This window comes from uncultured Roseibium sp. (genome assembly GCF_947499295.1).
GTDB lineage: Bacteria > Pseudomonadota > Alphaproteobacteria > Rhizobiales > Stappiaceae > Roseibium.
Map to the genome: position 1 here is coordinate 20,762 of NZ_CANMNP010000010.1, position 19,287 is coordinate 40,048.

Annotated in this window: 12 protein-coding genes and 1 tRNA gene; 2 read left to right on the forward strand and 11 right to left on the reverse strand. The window is 55.6% G+C overall.

From position 1 onward, the window contains the following. Nucleotides 1-179: 179 nt before the first annotated feature. The 11 genes from Q0835_RS16170 to Q0835_RS16220 all read right to left on the reverse strand — a co-directional run bounded on the left by Q0835_RS16170 (nt 180) and on the right by Q0835_RS16220 (nt 16,531). Entirely contained in the window at nt 180-2,537 is a 2,358-nt protein-coding gene (locus Q0835_RS16170; RefSeq protein WP_298962946.1) for a hypothetical protein, read from the reverse strand. Next, nucleotides 2,534-3,181 carry a MobC family plasmid mobilization relaxosome protein gene (locus tag Q0835_RS16175; protein ID WP_298962948.1) on the reverse strand — a complete coding sequence of 216 codons (648 nt, stop codon included), beginning with the start codon at nt 3,179-3,181 and terminating at the stop codon, nt 2,534-2,536. The genes Q0835_RS16170 and Q0835_RS16175 overlap by 4 nt, the downstream gene beginning before the upstream one ends. 5 nt (nt 3,182-3,186) lie before the next feature. Beyond that, nucleotides 3,187-4,686 carry a hypothetical protein gene (locus Q0835_RS16180; protein ID WP_298962950.1) on the reverse strand — a complete coding sequence of 500 codons (1,500 nt, stop codon included), beginning with the start codon at nt 4,684-4,686 and terminating at the stop codon, nt 3,187-3,189. Nucleotides 4,687-5,138: 452 nt separating this feature from the next. After that, entirely contained in the window at nt 5,139-5,990 is an 852-nt protein-coding gene (locus Q0835_RS16185) for a DUF3037 domain-containing protein (protein WP_298962952.1), read from the reverse strand. Beyond that, nucleotides 5,987-6,778, reverse strand: coding sequence for a HipA family kinase (locus tag Q0835_RS16190; protein WP_298962954.1), 792 nt, complete (start codon nt 6,776-6,778; stop codon nt 5,987-5,989). Before Q0835_RS16190 ends, Q0835_RS16185 begins: the two co-directional genes overlap by 4 nt. Before the next feature lie 50 nt (nt 6,779-6,828). Next, nucleotides 6,829-9,522: a DEAD/DEAH box helicase family protein gene (locus Q0835_RS16195; protein WP_366142350.1), complete on the reverse strand. Its 2,694-nt coding sequence runs from the start codon at nt 9,520-9,522 to the stop codon at nt 6,829-6,831. Continuing rightward, entirely contained in the window at nt 9,519-11,306 is a 1,788-nt protein-coding gene (locus Q0835_RS16200) for a site-specific DNA-methyltransferase (RefSeq protein ID WP_298962956.1), read from the reverse strand. The genes Q0835_RS16195 and Q0835_RS16200 overlap by 4 nt, the downstream gene beginning before the upstream one ends. After that, nucleotides 11,303-14,188, reverse strand: a complete 2,886-nt coding sequence (locus Q0835_RS16205) for an SNF2-related protein (protein ID WP_298962958.1) — start codon at nt 14,186-14,188, stop codon at nt 11,303-11,305. Before Q0835_RS16205 ends, Q0835_RS16200 begins: the two co-directional genes overlap by 4 nt. Nucleotides 14,189-14,300: 112 nt before the next feature. Continuing rightward, nucleotides 14,301-14,609 carry a LysR family transcriptional regulator gene (locus Q0835_RS16210; protein ID WP_298962960.1) on the reverse strand — a complete coding sequence of 103 codons (309 nt, stop codon included), beginning with the start codon at nt 14,607-14,609 and terminating at the stop codon, nt 14,301-14,303. A 57-nt stretch (nt 14,610-14,666) separates the two neighbouring features. Next, nucleotides 14,667-16,373: a site-specific integrase gene (locus tag Q0835_RS16215; protein ID WP_298962961.1), complete on the reverse strand. Its 1,707-nt coding sequence runs from the start codon at nt 16,371-16,373 to the stop codon at nt 14,667-14,669. A gap of 84 nt (nt 16,374-16,457) precedes the next feature. Beyond that, nucleotides 16,458-16,531 (reverse strand) — tRNA-Gln (locus tag Q0835_RS16220). 283 nt (nt 16,532-16,814) lie between these two features. Here Q0835_RS16220 and Q0835_RS16225 point away from each other — a divergent pair. Both Q0835_RS16225 and Q0835_RS16230 read left to right on the forward strand, forming a co-directional pair. Beyond that, the gene (locus tag Q0835_RS16225; protein WP_298962963.1) at nt 16,815-18,542 is read left to right on the forward strand and encodes an exopolyphosphatase; all 1,728 of its coding nucleotides are present in this window, start codon (nt 16,815-16,817) and stop codon (nt 18,540-18,542) included. Next, nucleotides 18,539-19,249, forward strand: coding sequence for an RlmE family RNA methyltransferase (locus Q0835_RS16230; RefSeq protein WP_298962966.1), 711 nt, complete (start codon nt 18,539-18,541; stop codon nt 19,247-19,249). The genes Q0835_RS16225 and Q0835_RS16230 overlap by 4 nt, the downstream gene beginning before the upstream one ends. Nucleotides 19,250-19,287: the final 38 nt, after the last annotated feature.

Sequence of the window (19,287 nt, forward strand, 5' to 3'; positions counted from 1 at the left end):
TCTGGAATCGCGGGATAGGCATCCCCGCAAAAATCGTCGTGATCATCAGGATAAACCAGGATGCGAGGCCCGGCTTTCGCCGGCGGCGGCGTCGTATCAATAGCTGATGCCGAAGTCGGTCCCCGCAGTTGCGACGCGGCGTTTCCCGACTTCGAGCCACGGGAGTTTTCCGCTCGAATTCAAAGCCCAAAGCTGCCTCCAGTGTATCCGTTCTCATCTGCCCTATTCTGTGCCGACAAGCGCGCGGTCTGCCGTTCTTTCGCCGCTTTCGCCAACCCCTTAGCGCCAGCATAGGCAATCGTCGGATCTTCCTTCAGCGCGGCGCGGGCGTCATGAAGGAGCTCTTCCTGATGCCTTAATTGGAGCAACCGGTGCCGTCGATCTTCATCGTGAACGACCTGCCGGGTTTCCTGAGCGGTTTGTAAAATACGAAGCGCTCGGGTCGCCTCAGCTTTCGCGCGGCGCAACGGTTCGCGATCGTCAAAAAGCGCGGCCAGTTCACACGATGCTTGATCCCAGCGGGCAGTTGCCCCTGACACCCAGGCGAGTACGCCGGTAGGACGCTCTCCGCCAGTTCGAAGCCGCAGATCAGTGATACGGCTGCCGTGGCGGTCATCCCAAGATGCGTGCTCACAGGCGGCAGCGGACAGGTGGCGTCGGGCATCGGTCAGTTCCTTCGGCTCCGGGAGCTTGTCCGGATGACCAAGATCAGTGATCTTGCTCCGAAGGGCGGCGTCAAGTCGGTCGAGGAAGCGCTCGGCGGCGGCGAGGGCTTCTTGCGGGGAGCGGCGCGGACGGCGTTTGCCGGATGATGGATCACCCGCGACCGTTCCGGAATCGCGCTGTACGGGCTTCCTAGAGGGTTGATAGTTCTCGGAAGTGCGCGCCTGAGGTGATTTTAGGGAATTTTCGGCACCCGAAACCGAGGAAGAGCGTTTTCGGGCGCCCGACTGCCAGCCCTCCGGTTCGGCGTCCAGGAGGTCCACCTGCGCACGGGAGCGTGCGGCGTCGAGGTCACCCGAGACAACGGCCTGTTCGACCATCATCCGGACGTCGACAGGCTTCTCGCCGATCAGGCGGTGAAGAGTACCGAGCGGCACGCCGTTGCGGAGGACGCTCCAGGCGCCGTCGCGGCCGGGCGCAATCTCGTAACCAGCGTTCCGGAGCGCGGCGACGCCTCCGGACTCCAATGCGGTCCGGATCTCGTCGCGGACAGCCCCCGTGCGCTTGGCATGCAGGCGCCGGGCGGCGCCCATAAGCACCTTTTCGCCACCATAGGCAAGGGTGGGGTCGGCCCGGAGGGCGTCAACCGCGGCGTCGAGAACTGCGAGCTCGCGGCGGCTCCGAGCGACCTCGCGGCGGGCGCCGGTGTCGTCGGGAGACTGCGAGGATTCGAGGATCTCACCTTTCAGGCCCGCGCGGCGATCCTTTAACCAGTGGTGCGCGGCGGCGACTGTACGGCGGTCGTCGTGACGGGCGCGGAAGGCATCGCTAAACTGCCGTGCCTGGTCGGCAGCAGCCTCGGAAACCTGCTCGGCTCCGGTCTTCTTTTTATCGTGAGGGAGGGCGCTCGTCGGGCCTAATCCGGATCGTTCCGCCCGGAATTTTGCAGACTTTTCGGATGATGGATCACCCACGGCAGGATGAGAATCGCGCTGTACGGGCTTCCTAGAGCGTTGAGCGTTCTCGGTTCTGCTCTCTTTACGCGAAATCTGATCCGGAGCGGCTTCCATCGCGTTCCGGATGTCGGCGCGTTTCTCACCGACGATCCGGTCCAGCGAGCCGATTTCGACGCCTTCGCGAGCGACAATCCAGACGCCCGATTTTCGGCCGGGCTCGATGTCGTACCCGGTGGAGCGTATGGCCTCGGCACCGCCGTCCTTCCAGGCGTCGCGAATTTCGGCGCGGGCGTCGGAAAGGTCGATACCCCGGCGGGCAAGGGCTTGCCGTTTTTCGGGAGAGGCTGCGGACGTCGGCTTGTCTGGATCAGGACCGTACGCCCCTTCCAGCCAATCGGCGACGTCCTCGCGGCCGTTGTTCCGGAGCCAGCGGACGGCGGATTTGTGATGTCGGCCAAGAACGGGCGCCTCGCCGAGTTCAAATTCAATGAGCCGGGAAGCAGTTTCAAGTTTGATTTTCGAGAAGCCGGATTCGAGCACTTTGCCGGACGGTGAGACGCGACCGAGGACAAGGTGAGCGTGGGAATGGCCTTCGCCCGCCGGACGTTCCTTGTCATGAACGACGAATGCGACGGGATGGTCGGCCGCGCCGAAGTGATCGCGGACGATTTCGGCGGCACGGGCAAGTTCGTCGTCGGTCAGCGCGCGGGAGGGACTGAGGTGAATATGCAGAGCTGCTGCCTCGGCGGATGTCGAATCCCGCAAGCGTTCCATGTCCCGAACGGCACCGGGAAGGTCGGTCGCGAGCGTCCCGCCGAGAATCCGAACGCGCGGCTCGTTCTCGGGCTTGAGCAAATGCCCGACCAGCGCCCTCGTATCGCGCTGGGTCCGGACGTGGCGAGTGACGCCCGCGATCACGACGCGCTCGCTTCACCGCCTCCGGTTTCGTGAGCGGTGACGGCTGAATGAAGGCCGCGGACGGCGGCGGTCAGGCGGTCAAGCGCGTCCGGATCAACGCGGCCGCCCTCGTGGGCATAGCGAGTGAGCTGGTTGATGTTGTTTCCGATCTGCCCGACGGCACCGGTCCACTTTCCGACGGCACGGGCGAGGTCGGTACGTGCGGCCCGGCGCGCAGGAATTGGCAGACCGGCGGCCCGGGTCAGGACTTCGCGCGCCCACGTGCCTGGGCCACATCCGGCCGCTTCGGACGCGGCATCGATCGCCCGCCGCTCGGCAGGCAGGAGGCGGGCACTCACGCTCGCCGTCCGCTGCCGAGTCTCGGAGCGGCGCCGGGGAGCGGTAGTCGTCTCGGCGGATGTGTTGTCGGGTTCGGTCACAGCGGCTCCTTTTCTTGGCGCCCGTAAGGGTGCGGTGGGGGTCAACGGGGGAGGCTTGCCCACCCCTTGCCAGATCGGGTGGTAACGGAGTTGCCGCCCGCTGCTGGCTCCCTTCCAAAAGTGAAGGGCCTTGCTCAACGATGATTGTGCTGGAAGGGACTGACCAGGGCAAACTGCCGGCGAAAACACCGAGGGTGTTGAAGCCCACTCCCGTAACTCAGGCAATGGCGTCAGGAGTTCTGGGATTTTCCCTTTGTGGTCTTTCTGACCGTCGGAATCTGTTCGATTGTTCTCCGCTTCTTGAGCGGCTGATCCGCAAGATGCTTTAAGCTCCTCCTTTGTCCGTACGTGTTGTCTTCAGGGAACAGAAAGGCTGGCCTTGGAACGGGTCGCCGAGGCCGCTGAACCGAGACCGTATTGGGTTCTTGTACAGACCGTATGACTGTATCTTCACGTGCCGAACGCGTAGGATCCAACAGAGCAAATGCCGAACCAGAAGAAACCCCAGCACCAGAAGGCTTGGCAGATAGACCCGTATTTCCGGAAGGAACCGTAGTCTCAAGATCCCTACCAGCAGATTGATCATTGGCCGTAGGTCTGATGGACACGCCGCCACTGTCCCCTTGGGTCCCAGCTGCCATATGTGGGTCAGTTTTTCGATAACCCATTGACGTAGTTGTTTTAATCCCGGCGTTGCTTGTGACTCTGGAATAGGCCTTATCCATCTCTTCCATCAACCTGTCCTTCTGGTCTTGCCGTACAATGAATGAATCATGGATCGGCAGGGCGGTAATGCCGTTCTTAACGGTCATTTCTCGTAGGACGCTCTTGGCAATTTCCGCATCAACGTTCTGAAGCCGCAACCCTGCTCCCGAATGGAAGAAGCGCTCGATCCGCCTATGCCGCTGCTTGATGGCTTTCACCAATTGTCTGGCGGTCGATTTGTCGCCGCCTACATGGGGCTGGATTGCACCGACGGCGCTCTCGTAGCTGCCTGCGTTCAGCAGGATGTTGAACGCCCGTTTACACGAGCTACGATCCCACCCATCGATCGTATATGCATCGCTTTCGAGTGAATGACCTGACATGGCATAAACAAGGCGCGGGTGGAGCATTTCGAAATCAAGTTCGCAAGTGGGTGCCCCATCAATCAGGAAGTGGATCCGGTCGCATGAGCGAACCTGTTGCCACCATCCACCGTAAAACCTTCCACCAGATGACCAGCCGCCGTTATAAACTCGATAGAGCTCATCAAAATCAGGATAGACCGCGTGCCCAGGAAAGCGGATCATCCGGCCGTCTGGCACGCCTGCGTTCAAGCGGATGTCCGCTTCGGCAATATGTCTGTTGAATTTCTCCAGAAACTTTCGTTCCCTGGCAATCCGATCAGTCTCTCGATAGGAAACCAGCTTTCCGTCGGCATCCTTCAATCGCATCAATTCGCCGACCTTGCAGTCCGCTTCTGGAAGATCGAGGTCGCGAAGGAAGGGAGCAGGCATGTAGGAACTCTGGATGCCGTTTCCATTCGGTTTGGGCGGCCTCCTGTCGTGTTCAACCAGCAGACCAGCCTCTACCAATGCATCGACCGAATGCACGACGGTGGAGTAGCCATACTCCGTCCCCCAATATCGGCTTACAGGTTCGTAGAACTTCTTCCGGCGGCTGTACGATGTGCGCTGGAAAGGTGCTTCCTTGGCAGCAAGCGCGGCATCATAGGCGATGGATGCCATGGCCTTTTCGGCTCTGCGGTTTGGGCACTTCGGAAGATCGAGAACATCTGAAAGCTACTTGTAGTCCGCTTTCCACCGGAAGCTCAGAGGACGGTCACGATCGTATCCGACGTGCTCATCGGTCTCTGGCTCATCTAATTGTTGACAATTTTTTTTCAGATCGGTGCTGGTTTGGCTTGGCTTTATGCCAAGCCTCGGGCTCAACCAGCGTCAACCTTCAACAGCAGGTCAACGGCCATGTTTTCGCAATTGAAAATCATTCCGTCCTCGTTGCCCGGCGCGTGCTCCAAGTGCCGCAAATGTCGGGTGTATGCCCTTATGGTGATTGCCGGCGGCGATACCGTCAACGCGTACCGCAGAGTACGGTGCGTTGTGGTTAAAGCAAAGTGGAAACGCCTGATTTTCGGAGCCCTTCGGCACGATTCAAAGCTGCCTTTTAGTGGGCCGCAGAATTACTCATTATGTATGTGCTCGCGCACTTCGTCTTCGATCTCGTCCACCAGATCGGTAACCTGCGACTCCTCAAAAATCTCCGGCTGAAATGGTGAGCCACGTAAGATCTCCAAGGCATTCTGATATGCTGGCATCAACTGATTGTTTTCAGGAGCGCCGACAAGAAAATGCAGCTTCAAGGGTTCCGTCGTATCCTCAGCGACAGCGGCGAGGTGGCCGCGCCAGCGCCGTACCTTGTCCTTGATGCCTTCTGCGTCAGCGAGGTCCAATGATAGCGGCTCATACGCATGCCAACGTCCATTTTTCCAAGCATGCTTGAACTCGATGCTATCTGTCTTGCCGGAAACGGTTTTTTTCTCCAAAGAGATATTCAGGTTACGCTCGGCCAAGAGAGTCCGTACTGGGCGCCAGATGTCTTCATCCGTCTTCCGGGAACGTTGATTGACGTCGTAACGGCCAACAAATCGTTCGTAAATCCGCTCGAAAGTCTTCTCCGGATTATCCGTGAGACCAGATCCGACCGATGACCATTGGAGCGAGCTATCGTCATGAGGGATGACGGACTTCGCGTATACCGAAACCACGTTCTTCTGCTGGAACAGCGCTTCTTTTTGAATGTCCTTCGCCGCGAGCTTCATTCCGCGCTCAACGGTTCTCATCGCCGAGACAAATGCCTCTCGGTCGAGATCTGGAAACACACTCTTGATCCGACCAATCGTCTTCCGGGTTCGCCACTTCAACGCACCATGGGAGGGGACGTGCAGGATCACTCCGACATTGACGAATTCGCTCGTCATGACGTCGTGAACATATCGCAGAACGATAAAGCTATATGGCTGGCGGTCACTCATGCCAAAACCCTCCGCATTTCATTCAAGCAGCCATCGATATTATCTCGCGCACCCCTGATGAGCTGCAACGCTGCATCGACTGCGGGCCCCACTCCGGCCCAGACATTCGGAACAGCATCCCGATACTCCAGAATCCTCTCATCAGACAAGCTACTCCAGCAATCCTTGATAGGTTTATAATCTATAGCCCGTCCTTTGAGGCCCTGAAGGAAAATATGGGCACCCGGTCTATCAATCCAATTTAAGCCACCTGGGTTCCAAGGCGGAACCCAGCCGATTATCAGACCGGCATTAAACGCGAGTTCATGATCGAAAATCCGAAGATCCGTACCGCGAACCATACAGTTGGGATTCCCGTCGCGCCTGTCAGGATTCTGAATGATGGCGTCGAACATGAATATGGCGGCAGCTTCTGGCACCATTATGTCCGGAATCGTATTTCCTTTGGCCCAGGCGGCAAATTGATTTGGAACTTTCAACGAACCAAATCCGATCTCGGAACTGTTGTTCAACTTCGTCCGGAAGCGATCGTCGGTAACCACAGCCGCGAAATCTCTCGATATTTCCACGCGGTACGGACGAGGGATCGGAAGCCTCAGATCGGCAGCCAGGCAGGCGCCAACAACTTCACGGGCCAAGCTGGATACGCCTTGATCGCAGCCTGCGGATACCTTGCAGAACAGATCAACGGATTCCCCTGCTTGATCCTCACAAATCAGGAGACCAGGCTCGGTTCTACCGCTTAATACCGGTCGGACAAATTCGGTCGCTATCGCAAGTTCCAGCAACAAATCCCCCCTTCAACGCCAGTTCGAGTTTGGCGCCACCATCATTTTGATCAGTCGAGCAGCTCTCCGGCCTGCGAATATGATGCCGCGAGCGATGTCAGCGTTGCGCTGGGTTGAACCGCGTCATGCGGGATAAGGACGTAGGTCCATGGCTTCCCGCCAGTCTCTTTCGCGTGATTGTTGGCATGGTAGACCCACTTCCGGGCCGCCTTGGCCTTGGCTTGAACAACCGGGTCGGCCATTTCGTTCTTCGCCTTGATCTCGACAATGAATTTTTCCTTGTCGGTCTCGACGACGAAGTCGGGTTCGTATGACTGTCCTGCGGCGTATTCGATCCGGAACTGGCCGACGCCCGGTTTCATCCATCGTTGAACGGCCGTTTCGCTCGGAGCCTCAAGGATAACGGCAAATTCCCGTTCCTGGTCGGAATGGAATTTCTGATATGGATAGCAGCACTTGGAGAACCCTTCGAAGACGTATTTGGGCATGTCCTTCAACGGGTTCACAGACGTTCGGAAATTTCGAACGAATGCAGTACTCGGGACGTTGTAGGCTTGCGGTTTGAGCATTACGAAGCCGCGAGACACGCTCGCGCGGTAATCGGTCGGGCTTTCCCAGTAGTGCGTTTTCATCTGCTCGAATATGAAGCGGGCAAGGTCCTTTCCGTGGACCACCAACACGTTCTCAACATCGTCAGATGAGGGGAGGTAGGACTCCAGGCGTCGCACCATTTGTCCAGCCAGTTTGAAAAGAAGCTCGCTCTGGGTCTCGTAGTCGATCTGCGGCAAGTCCATCAGGTGCCGCACCAGATAGTTTTCGGGACGGTCTTCCTTGGCATTCTCGACCGTCCTTGCAAGAAATGCGCGGGACTCGTCGCGAAGCCTCTGAACCATGATCTGATCTGCCAACGGTTGCTTGGCGATTGTTTCGAGATTCGAAAGATCGAAGTCGTGATATCCGAAGTTCACTTCGCTTGTCGGGAGAACCACGATTTCCGGAATTGAAATCGTATAGGTGACGAGTTGTTTCGTCACCTTGGCGACAGTGGCGGCCACGTCGGTTTTTTGTTCGAATGTTTCGAACGTTCCCTGTTCCGGAGCCATCACCTCTTTGACAATACGCGTGATTTCGGCCTGAACTTCGGGCGTGTCGAGCTTGTCGATCCCCGTCTTGATTTTCCGCTCGAACTCTCGCTCGATGACGTCCCAGGTGACGCGGGCGACCTGCCGTTCTTCGTCGCTGTCGAACGTATAGGGTGTTTGTTCGGATTCTCCGAACGTACCAGCCCCTCCGGTCAACATCGTTTCGACATTCGAAGGAGCGGCGACGACATGGGCGCCTTCGTCGGAGACATCGCCGCTGCCGCCAACGATAACGGTCTTGCGGATCGAAATCAGCGATTCTGGATCGCGCGCGGCCTTGATGACGTCGTCAAAACGATCATGGGCAATGACCGTCAGGCGGTCCACCGCCTCCACTCCGGTTCGGCGGCCATAAGGAAGACGAAGACCACGTCCCAATGTTTGTTCCGTAAGGATGTCCGACGCAGAAGCGCGGAGGGGCACGATCGTATATAGGTTCGTGACGTCCCATCCTTCTTTCAGCTTGTTGACGTGAATGACGATGTCGGTTTCCGCGTCATGTTCCAAGGCGACGAGTTTGGTGGTCGCTTCCTCCGTCTCTTCGCCGCGCGTGCCGGAATGCACTTCAATGACGCGTCCGCGGTATCGTCCCTGAAAAAACTCGTCGGACTCCACGTACTTCCGGATCTCTCCGGCATGGGCCGTGTCTTGGGCGACAACGAGCATGAAGGGATGGACTAGCTTGCGGCCAGTCTGTTGGGAATAGATTGCAAGTTCAGCCTTCGTATGCTCGTGGCAATGGATGCCGTCTTCCAGTTTCATCCGTTCGAGCTGTTCCGGACTGATGCTGTCAGCCCGGAATCCTTCACGGGTGGCGACGGCAGGGTCTTTGACGTAGCCATCCTCCATCGCCTGTCCCAAGGGGTAGTCGTAGATCACATTCTTGAACAGAGCGGATCGGGCGCCGACAGAACGCGGCGTCGCGGTCAATTCGAGGCCTATAACGGGTTTGAGTTCGGCGATCGCCGTCATTCCGGCTTTGGCTCGGTACCGATGAGCCTCGTCCATCAAGAGCACGAGATCGGGAAGACCTGAAAGATAGTCGAAATAGCTCTCGCCGATATATTCGTGCAGCTTTCGAATCCGGCCGGCTTCCTTGTTGATCTTGTCGACATTGAAAATGAAGACGATTGCCGTGTCGCCCAGCAGGTCCCCACGCACGGCGTAGCCTCGTTCCCAGTTGTCTCCTGTCTCGACAAGGGGAGGGACTTGGGCGAATTCGGCTATGCCCCGGAACACATATTTCGGCGAATTCTGTTGGCTGAAATCGGCAACCAGTTTCTCGTAGATCGTTGTGTTGGGGGCGAGGATAAAAAAGTGCTTTGAACGTCCTGTGAGATACAAGTAGGCGATGAAGGCGCCCATCAATCGGGTTTTGCCGACGCCCGTTGCCAGCGCGAAACACAGGGACGGAAACTCCCGTTCAAAATCGGATAGGCTCGGATAGGTCGCCCTGATGGCATCCAAGGTTGTGACGAGATCGACGTCTTTCGAAAATTCGATGGTATCCAGCACGTCAGCGAGAATATCGAGTGCCTCGGCCTGCGGTGTCCGTAGGGAAAGACGCGCCTTGATCTGGCTTAGCTGTCTCTGCAACATCATTCTTCACCTCCCAATTCGAAGAGGGGTAGTGCCGTCTTTGGTTCCTTATGATCGCTGTAGGGTACGTCGTCCTCCGTTACCTCCATTGCGTCTTCGCTTTCAATCAATGGAAGGTCTGCAATCCGGAGAGAATAATCGTCACGGCCCCATTCGCACTTCGCGAGGATCGAATGCGGAATTTTCTTGATCGTTAGATTTGGAAAACTGTCCTCGTTCGCATTGAATGCCTTGCAACAGACAAGGAGGGTTCGCTTCGGCCCCAATTCTTCAGACAGTTTTTTAAGAGCGTCGTAGGTTAGAGACTGGGTTGTGACATAGATGAAGTCGGTCTCGGTGGAGTGTCCATGCCTCCAATATTCCCCGGGGTCTTGACTAGGGGCATAGGTAAATCCGAGATGCTTACACAACGCCTCTGCTAACATGGCTGGATTATACTCTTGGGATATGATCCAGTTTCCAAAGCGGTCTTTTGTAAGTAAAGACGGCGCAAGGTGATAGAACCTAAATCCTCCACCACCTTTCCAATTAGCGGCTGCGGTTATCCCGCTGGCGTCCTTTCCGTCGATGACAGATTGTATACGAGGAATGATGTGCGTCGTTGCATGATCGCCCAACTCAACCATGATCCATCTTCGACCCATTTTATGGGCAACGGCGCCTGTCGTTCCTGAACCGGCAAAGGAGTCGAGCACAATGTCTCCCGGAGAGGAAGCAAGTTCAATGCATCTTTTTAACAATGCTTCGGGTTTCTTGCCTTTTGGAAATTTGACCCCACCCTCGTTATGGAGATTGTTCGAAAGCAAATCATCCCAGATTGTCGTCAGGGGCTCACCGGCTATGTATTCTCCGTCGATTAACTTGAGTTTTGTAGTATAAAAAAGTATTCTCTCTCCATTAAAAAAATACATATCGGAAAGATTGTCGCGTTCGAGCAATTTAACTTCGTTGCGCTTGCTTTTCGTTTCGTCAATTAGCGTACGTGCGGCAGCGCTCACCGCGTTGTAGTCTGGTCTTGCGAGGCGAACTACTGACTTTGCATTTTTGTGTACGAAGTCGGTGACTTTTTCCTCAAAGTCAGAACCTAGAGCTTTTTTCAGGCCACGCTCTGGAAGATCAAGCGATTGCGCGAAAGCTCGCGTGAGCGTAATAAAACGCCATGTTGAATAATGGTCGTCTATATTCTCAATAAACTGATTGTATCTCTTGTCTCGATCTGAACGAGCAGTAAAAATGCGATTTGGCGTCCATTTAGATTTATCTTTTGAATAAATTAGAACGAAGTTCGAATTCGTTACTACGCCCGGATTGATCGATTTGTGTCCAGTTGCCGCGCCTTGTTTAAATGTTACGATTGAAATCCGATTGCTTCTTCCAAAAATTTCATCTGCGACAGCTATAATGTAAGCAAGCTCATTATCGTCGATGTGAAGAAAAAGCGTCCCATCATCAGACAACAATCTATGAATTAATTGCAAGCGATCCCGCATGAGCGAAAGCCACAAGGAATGCTCGAGGCCATCTTCGTAATGCTCAAATGCCTGCTGTGTATTGAACGGAGGGTCGATATATACGCACTTAATCTGTCTTTCGAAGTCGGCTTCAAGGGCCTTCAAGGCAAGTAAGTTATCTGCGTGAATGAGTAAGTTCTGAAACTGGTCGAATTCGGAATGCCGAACAGCAGCATGGTAGGAGAGGGTTTCATCTTCTACTAGAATTCGAGGTTCAAGCTTGTGAGCGTCGTTCTTTCCGATCCAGGTCAGCTCAAGACGCGTCTTCTTACTCATGCTTCAATCTCCCACCGGATCGTCATCACCGGTGTAACATTCGGGGTGATCGCCAGCTTGGCGGCGACCTCGTCCAGCTTGGTGTCGACTTCTTGGCGGATCTCACGGAGGGTCTTGAACGTGGACAGTTTGAGTTCGTCCCGTTCCTCCTCGAGCTTCTTGATCCGCCGTTCCTCGGTCAATTTCTCGCCCAGGGGAATAGCTTGATTACTTCGTAGGGCCTTGCGGGCCGCGCGCGCTTCGATGTCCAATTCCTTGACCCGGAGATCGTTGGCCCTTTCAAGATCCTCGGCATAAGCCTCGAGCTTCTCCGTTTCCTCATCGAGCCACTTCCGGTTCTCCTCCTCGGCAAGCTTTTCCGCCTCGGCGAGGGCGATCCGGTCAATTGCCGCCATCTGGTCAGCCGGATAGGTGTTGTCGATGTCGCCAACGAACGCGGGCAGCTGGAACAGCCGTTCAGCCGTATCCTGCGCCACGATGGAGCCGTCATCTGTAACAGCGGCGAGAACCACGCTATCGCGCGATCCCATGGCCGTTTCAGCCTTCAACAGGGATACTCGCAACCAACCCGCTTTCCCGAGATAAGCTTCCAGATCGGACAGCCTCGGCTGGCCCTCATCGCGATAACCCTGATAGTTGAAAGTAAGCTTCGCGTCCGGAAGGGAGCGAGCCATCGTTTCCCGAACAAGTTCGTCGGCGAGCGTGCCGTCGCCTAGGCGAAAGAATTGCCAGCCGCGTTGATCTGCCTCAGGCCAAACGGTCGACCAAGTCTTTCCCCCATGATCAAAGCTCGGAATGTCATCGTTTCGGAATGTCGATCCCGGCAATTCGGCGCGGGCGAGAAGCCACAGTCTCCTTTCGAACTCCGACATGGTTCGTTCGATTTCGCCGCCCCTCTGCCGGAGCATGTCGACGATCGAGGCGTCAAATAGATCGAAGAGCTGTTGTCGGGTCTCCGCCATGTCGGCCTTGATCTGATCTTCCAGTTCGACTTCCAGCCGCTGGAACGCCTCGTTCACTTCGGTCTCGGTTCGACATGCCTGAACGACGGAAAGGATCTTCTTCTCGAAGTCGATCCCGGACTCAATAGCGCCAAGGACTTGGTCACTTGCACCGAACAGGCCTTCGAACAATCTGAACTTGTTGCTCAGCAGCTCGTAGATCCGCTGTTCCGCGCGGTTCTTGCGGTTCAGCATGTTCACGACGGTGACGTCGATCTTCTGTCCATACCGATGGCAACGTCCGATCCGCTGTTCAACACGCTGAGGGTTCCACGGAAGATCGAAGTTGATGAGAAGGGAGCAGAACTGGAGGTTGATGCCTTCGGCGCCGGACTCTGTCGCAATCAGGATCGTTTTCTTGTCTGACTTGAAGGCGTGGACAATCGCACTCTTCATGTCGGCGGCTTTTGATCCGGAAACAGCGTCGGTGCCAGCCTTTTCCGTCAGCCATTCCTTGTAGATTTTTTGGCTTTCCGGATCGCTGTTGGAGCCATTCATAAGAACAACTTCGCCAGCGTAGCCATTCTGGGAGAGGATTTCAGCAAGGTATTTTTGGGTGCGAACGGACTCGGTGAAGATTACAGCCTTTCGCTGGCCGCCACGAGCGACGACCTCATCGAGCACTTCCGGAAGACGCTTGAGGAGCTTGTCGCCCTTGGAGTTGTTTCCGATCGACCTGGCGAGGTCGAGATATCCCTCAAGTTCCGCGATTTCCGCCGCCAGTTTGGCCTGATCGACAACGGGCGTCTCGTCAGCGTCTTCCTGCTGGCCCGAATTATTGTCGTCCCCGGCAAGAGCGGCGTCATCTGCGATCTCTTCCGCAACCTCAGCGGTATCGTCAATGTCTTCGACGACACATTCATCTGCGACCAGATTGCGCTTCAAGCGGGCGATGACGTTCTCGAGGAAAAGTATGATCGCGGCAACAGACGATCCAAGCGTCTTCCGAGCGCCGATTAAGACCAACTGGTTCGGTTTTGACCCGAAAGCGATAGATTCTGGGTTCTGGAGGTATGCGGAAACACCTTCGTAGAGTCGCTCTTCGAGACTGTAAGGTTCGAAATCGAACGTGACGGCCAGCCGGTTCGTGTAGTTCACGTGACCTGCCGCCTGAACGTCGCGCCTCAGGTGTCTCTTATAAAGCGGCGCCATCCGGCGACGAAGGGAGAGCAGCGACGCCTTGTCTGTCGCTCTTCCGTACATAACCCTGAAAGACTGCTCGTCTCCAAAGAAGTGGTCATCAATCATGGAAACGAGGCCGTAGAGTTCCATGAGCGTGTTCTGCAACGGGGTGGCAGTCAGTAAAACCTTGAAGCGTGATGACAGCGCTTCCTTAAGACGCTTAGCCTGAGCCGCAACGTTGCGTTTGTAGACATTCCGGAGGCGGTGGGCTTCGTCGATCACGACCAGATCCCAGCCGATACGATGAACCTCATCCGCGTTGCGCGCGGCGTATTGGTACGAAGTAATGATAATGGCAGAGGAATTTTCGAAAGGGCGCTGTTGTCCACCCTTGACCGCGTCCCGGTATGTCTTTGAATCAAGGATCACACTCGGGAGAGAGAACTTTTCCTGCAATTCCTGTTGCCATTGGGTCCGCAATGATGCCGGAGCAATCAGCAGTATGTTGCGTTTCCGCTCAGCCCATTTTTGAGCAATTACGAGGCAGGCTTCGATGGTCTTTCCGAGGCCGACCTCGTCGGCGAGGATGACGCCCTTGGATAGCGGCGAGTGCAAAGCAAACCGCGCGGCTTCAACCTGATGAGGCTTCATCTCCACCCGCGCCGTGGACAATGACTTCGCAAACGCTTCGTCGCTTCTTCCTTCAAGCGTAATGCGATTGGCGAAGAACTTACTGTGATAATGCGTGTAACCTGTCATGGATGCCCCGACTCAAACCGTGGGAATGAGACCAGAACGGGCGCCCATCTACAAGTTTAACTTGTGAAAACTCCAACTAGGTGTGGAACATCGGAAAGGCGATGGAGGGCGCTTATTGCTCCGCAGCTTCGTCACGGATCAATTGCGTGAAATCTTCGATTTCAGAAATAAGTCGCGGTCCATACCGGGCCATAAATTTCCCGGCGTTCGTCAAGTCCTTGCGTTGAGGTCCGCCGAAAAGCTGGACGCCGAGGAACGTTTCGATCCTTTTGACTCGATCAGTAATGACCGATTTCTGTATCCCGTTGCGCGCAGCTATTCGGTCGCGCGCGCCGTCGACATTTGTCGATGCCTCAACCATCAGATCGACGGTCAGGCTCAAGTCGGTCAAACGCATTTGATCTTGGATTTCACGCGGCACAGTTTGTTCCCTTTGTAATCACTTCTCTGGCTCGCTCTGGTGCGTGCGTTCAAGAATTCAGGCACGCGCTTCCGTCCGACGTCGCCGCGAACGAAGAGAGCGTGGGGAAGGAATAGACCCGGAAGGGTCGGAATGGCTTTTCAGGAAATCGAGGGGAAGGGGGCTTTCAAAACCCTCAACGACTTCCTTGAGCTTGGATACCGTCATCCTTTTTTCGTAGGTCGCACCTTCCCCCCGAAGCCCCTCATGGCCCATGACCGAGTTAATGTGGCGTTCTAGATAGTCAGATGATGCCAGAACGGTCTTGAAGGTATGCCTGAAGGAGTGAAAGACTACTTTCCGGCCGAAACCGAGGCCGGTTTTCAGTCGAGAAAATTCACGACTGAATTCGGCACCAAGTTTATTATCTCTGTTCGGTACCATGCCGGGAAAAAGTCTGTTTGAGTTCTCCTGAAGGCGCTTTTCTACAAGCTCAAGAAGACCGTGTTCGATAAGCCAAGAATGGATCGGAATTCTGCGCTCACCGGCTTCTGTTTTAGGATCCCAACCGTCCGGATGCCGCTGAATGACAAAGCAGGGGATGCCGTTCAGCGTAGCAATGTCATGGCTGGGTCGTAGGCGGCAGATTTCCTCCAATCTCATTCCTGAATGTAAAGAAATCAAAGGAAGCCAATGCAACGCGCTGTCTGCTGATGCTGTCCTGTAATCCCCCGATCTGAACAATCGATCGAGGCCTTCCGCTGACCAGTCATCCCGATCTCGGCTGCTTGATTTCGTACCCGGGAATGAATGTCCTGAGAAAGGGCTTTCTCCGTACGGAAGATGGCGTTGGTGCGTCAACCATGCCCAATAACCGTTCATGGCCGTCATATGCCGTTTGACGGTTTTCATGGTTGCGCGATCCGCGCCAGTTTTATCGGCTTGCTCGATTGCTTTGAGGGCATGAACAGCCCGTCCTTTGCCATGTGTCGAAGGTAGCCGGAGGAGCTGCGAACGGAAAATGGCGGCGTCCTCGCGAGAAACTGCACCGACACGTTTGTTGCCGATAATCTCGCTGAACAGACGCACGGCTACACCGTACTGCCGGGCTGAATGAGAGCTGATTGCTTTCCGGTCACCCCAGCCCATGGTTAGTGCGTTCTGCCATTCGGTCGAGTACTTCAGCACCTCTGGGGTATTCAATTGGACGGTTGACTGAGTGGACTGTTGTTTCGGATCAGATGGAGAAGACGATGCCTCGATCTCTTCGGGACGGAAAACCTCTTGAATGCGTCGTTCCACCCTCTCGGTGAGCATGGAGACGAGCACCTCGAGAGTTCGAGCAATCGTCTGATTGTCGAATGGTCCTGGATAACCGGCCGATGAAAGCGCCGCGTACGCCTCGTGGTCCCATTCTTGTTCCGCGGTCCAACCTTCGTTTCCCTGAGTCAGAAGGCGATAGGGAACGTCTTCGCTCTCGTAACGCAATTCTGCGGGCGTCATTTGATCCAGGACCGCTGTAATATTTCTCTGCCAACTGGGCTTCGATAACCAGTGGCGAGCTGATGCGCGGATGTCTTCATCCGTCAGAGAAAAATCCTCGGCCAAGTCGAAAAGCCTTTCAGAAACAAGGTAAAGAGCCGCTGCTCGTCTTCTTGCTTCACTACGCACGGAAGTTTTTAAAGTGCGGTAAATTTCCTTGAGGCCAATTCGAGGTTGCAGTCGCTCTGGAACCCTTCTGCGGAATGAAAAACCGGAGCCTTCCCGGAAGAAATAATCGGGCATCAGCCACCCTCTGTGGGGGTACTGCGTGGGGGGATTCCCGAAGCAGGCGAATGCGCGCTAAATCATTGAAATATTTGAATGGTTTGGCTGGGGAACCTGGATTCGAACCAGGACTAACGGAGTCAGAGTCCGTGGGTCTACCGTTAACCTATTCCCCAATCGGGCTCACTTTGTGAGCAATGTGTTTCGAGTGGAACACGTTTCCACCTCGAACAGGTGAGCCGCATATACATCCATCATATTCTTTATTGCAAGGCCCGTTTTTGACTTTTTTGAAAATTCGACCGGACCATGGTCTCGGAGACATTCCGATAGGTTCCGGTCTCGTAAGTGCTTTTCCATCCGCCATCAACCTGTTACAGTTTTTGCAACGAAAGATACGGTTGCGAACCGCGCCAATGGAAACCATGTCGGCTGCGGCGGCGACCTGAAAGGCAAAAAGTGACTCAGTCAGGTCAGGAACCGCCCGATTCCGGGCGTGGTATCCCTGATGAGTCCGGGAACAGCGGAGCTTCGTCGGAGCTCCGGACCACGGGTAGAAGGCGTCGAAAGCGCCGTTCTGGCAGTGGTGCAAAAGGCTCTCCCGTCACACAAAACGGTGTGGCGGCTGCGTCATTTGAAGGGAAGGGACAAAACCCGACCCTTGCTGTCTCCGGATCCATCAGTACATCGCATGACAATCAGGCGCGGCCATCGACCGATGGTGAAGACTCGGCATCGACACAAAAACGGCGCAGAAAGCGTCGACGCGGTCGTGCAAAATCTCAAACCGAACAGGCCTCCGGCACACACCAGCAACAACACGCTCTCAACCCGCATTCTTCGTCGCAACCGCAACCTGGTGCGGAAGGGGTCACCAGTCCAAAAGGCAAGAAAGCGGCGAGGCGGCGTGGCCGTAAACGGTGGCAGGCGCGCAACAATCAAGGTGTTGAGCAACAGGCAGTCAGCGGCAATCGTGCCAGCAACGTAACCTCGCAAAATGTCTCAGGTCCAACCGAGGAAAGTCTGAAGCCACAATCAAGGCAGAGATCTGAGGCAAAATCCGACAATTGGGCCACATCGGCAACCGGTGAGTTTCAGAAACCCAAAAGGCCTCAGGGATATCGTCCCAAAGCACCTCATGGACAAAACAGCAGCCCTCTTTATGCAGCGCTGGATCTCGGCACAAACAATTGTCGGCTCTTGATTGCCAGGCCGGAAGAACGTGGATTTCGTGTTGTCGATGCCTATTCAAGAATAGTTCGACTGGGTGAAGGCGTCGATTCGCAGAAGCGACTGAGCGATGCGGCGATGGACCGGGCAATTGAGGCACTCGCGAATTGTCATCGCAAACTCTCTGACCGCGGTGTTGCACGCTCAAGATTGATTGCCACTGAGGCGTGCCGGGCGGCAGAAAACGGATCCGAATTCATTGACCGGGTGAAGACCGAAACCGGCCTTGCTCTGGAGGTGGTCAACAGGGAAACGGAGGCGCGTCTGGCAGTTGCCGGATGTGCGTCGCTTGTCGACCATGAGGCCGATGGTGTCATCTTGTTCGATATCGGAGGAGGATCTTCCGAAATTGTCTGGCTCGATCTTCGCAATCGGTGCGGTGCTCGTGGCTATGCGCTGACACGGTTCATCCGGTCCTGGATTTCACTACCGGTTGGAGTGGTGAATTTGGCGGAACGGCACGGTGGTGTTCATGTCACGCCAGATATATTCGAAGCGATGGTTGAAGACGCAGCCGACCACCTTGCTGCGTTCAATCTTGCTAACAATCTCACTGAAGCAATCGCTTCCGGCCGTGTTCATATGCTCGGCACCTCTGGCACGGTGACGACGCTGGCCGGTGTCCATCTCGGGCTCAAACGCTATGACCGGCGCCGGGTCGACGGAACGTGGCTCGATGACAGTGATGTTTCCAGAATGATTGATGAGCTGCGCGACATGCCTTATGAGGCGCGCATGGAGAACCCTTGCATCGGTGCAGATCGCGCAGATCTTGTGCTGGCAGGCTGTGCAATTTTAGAAGCAATTCGACGTCGTTGGACCTGCCCGAGGCTCCGAGTTGCCGACCGGGGCCTGCGCGAAGGTATCCTGACCGAGTTGATGGCGGCCGACGGAGTTTGGGCGCGTCGCAGATCGAGGTCGCGTTTCGACCGTGGCCGCCAAGGAAACAGAGCATGAGCCGTTCAAAAAAAGGATCCGGAGATCGCGGGCTCCACGTCAAGGTGAAAACCGCAGCTGGCCGTCGGGAGTCGTCCACGCGCTGGTTGGAGCGTCAATTGAACGATCCCTACGTTCGTCGCGCCAAGATCGACGGCTACAGATCCCGAGCTGCCTATAAGCTGATTGAAATTGACGATAAACATAAGCTGCTTAAGCCTGGATACCGCGTCGTTGACCTTGGGTCTGCGCCTGGAGGCTGGTGTCAAGTTGCGGCTCAGCGGGTGCAATCAAGCATCGAGGCTCCCAAAGTCGTTGGGATCGATTACCTGGACATGGACCATGTTCGCGGTGCGACGTTCCTGAAGAAAGACTTCCTGGATGATGATGCACCGGCAGTGCTCATGGAAGCTCTTGGGGGGCAAAAACCCGATGTCGTTCTTTCGGATATGGCAGCTCCGACAACAGGTCACAAGCAAACCGATCACCTGCGTACAACACACCTGTTCGAGATCGCTGTCGATTTTGCGAGGCAAAATCTGGTTCCAGGGGGATCATTTCTGGCGAAAGTGTTCAGGGGCGGCACTGAAAATGCGCTCCTGCGAGATCTGAAAAGAGACTTCAAGACTGTCGCGCATTTGAAACCACCTGCTAGCCGCAAGGAAAGTCCGGAGCTATATGTGATTGCAAAAGGATTTAGGGGTACGGAACCCGAGCCCCAATCTTGATGCGTTGCTTAGAATGACCGAATTTTGAAGCGCAGACA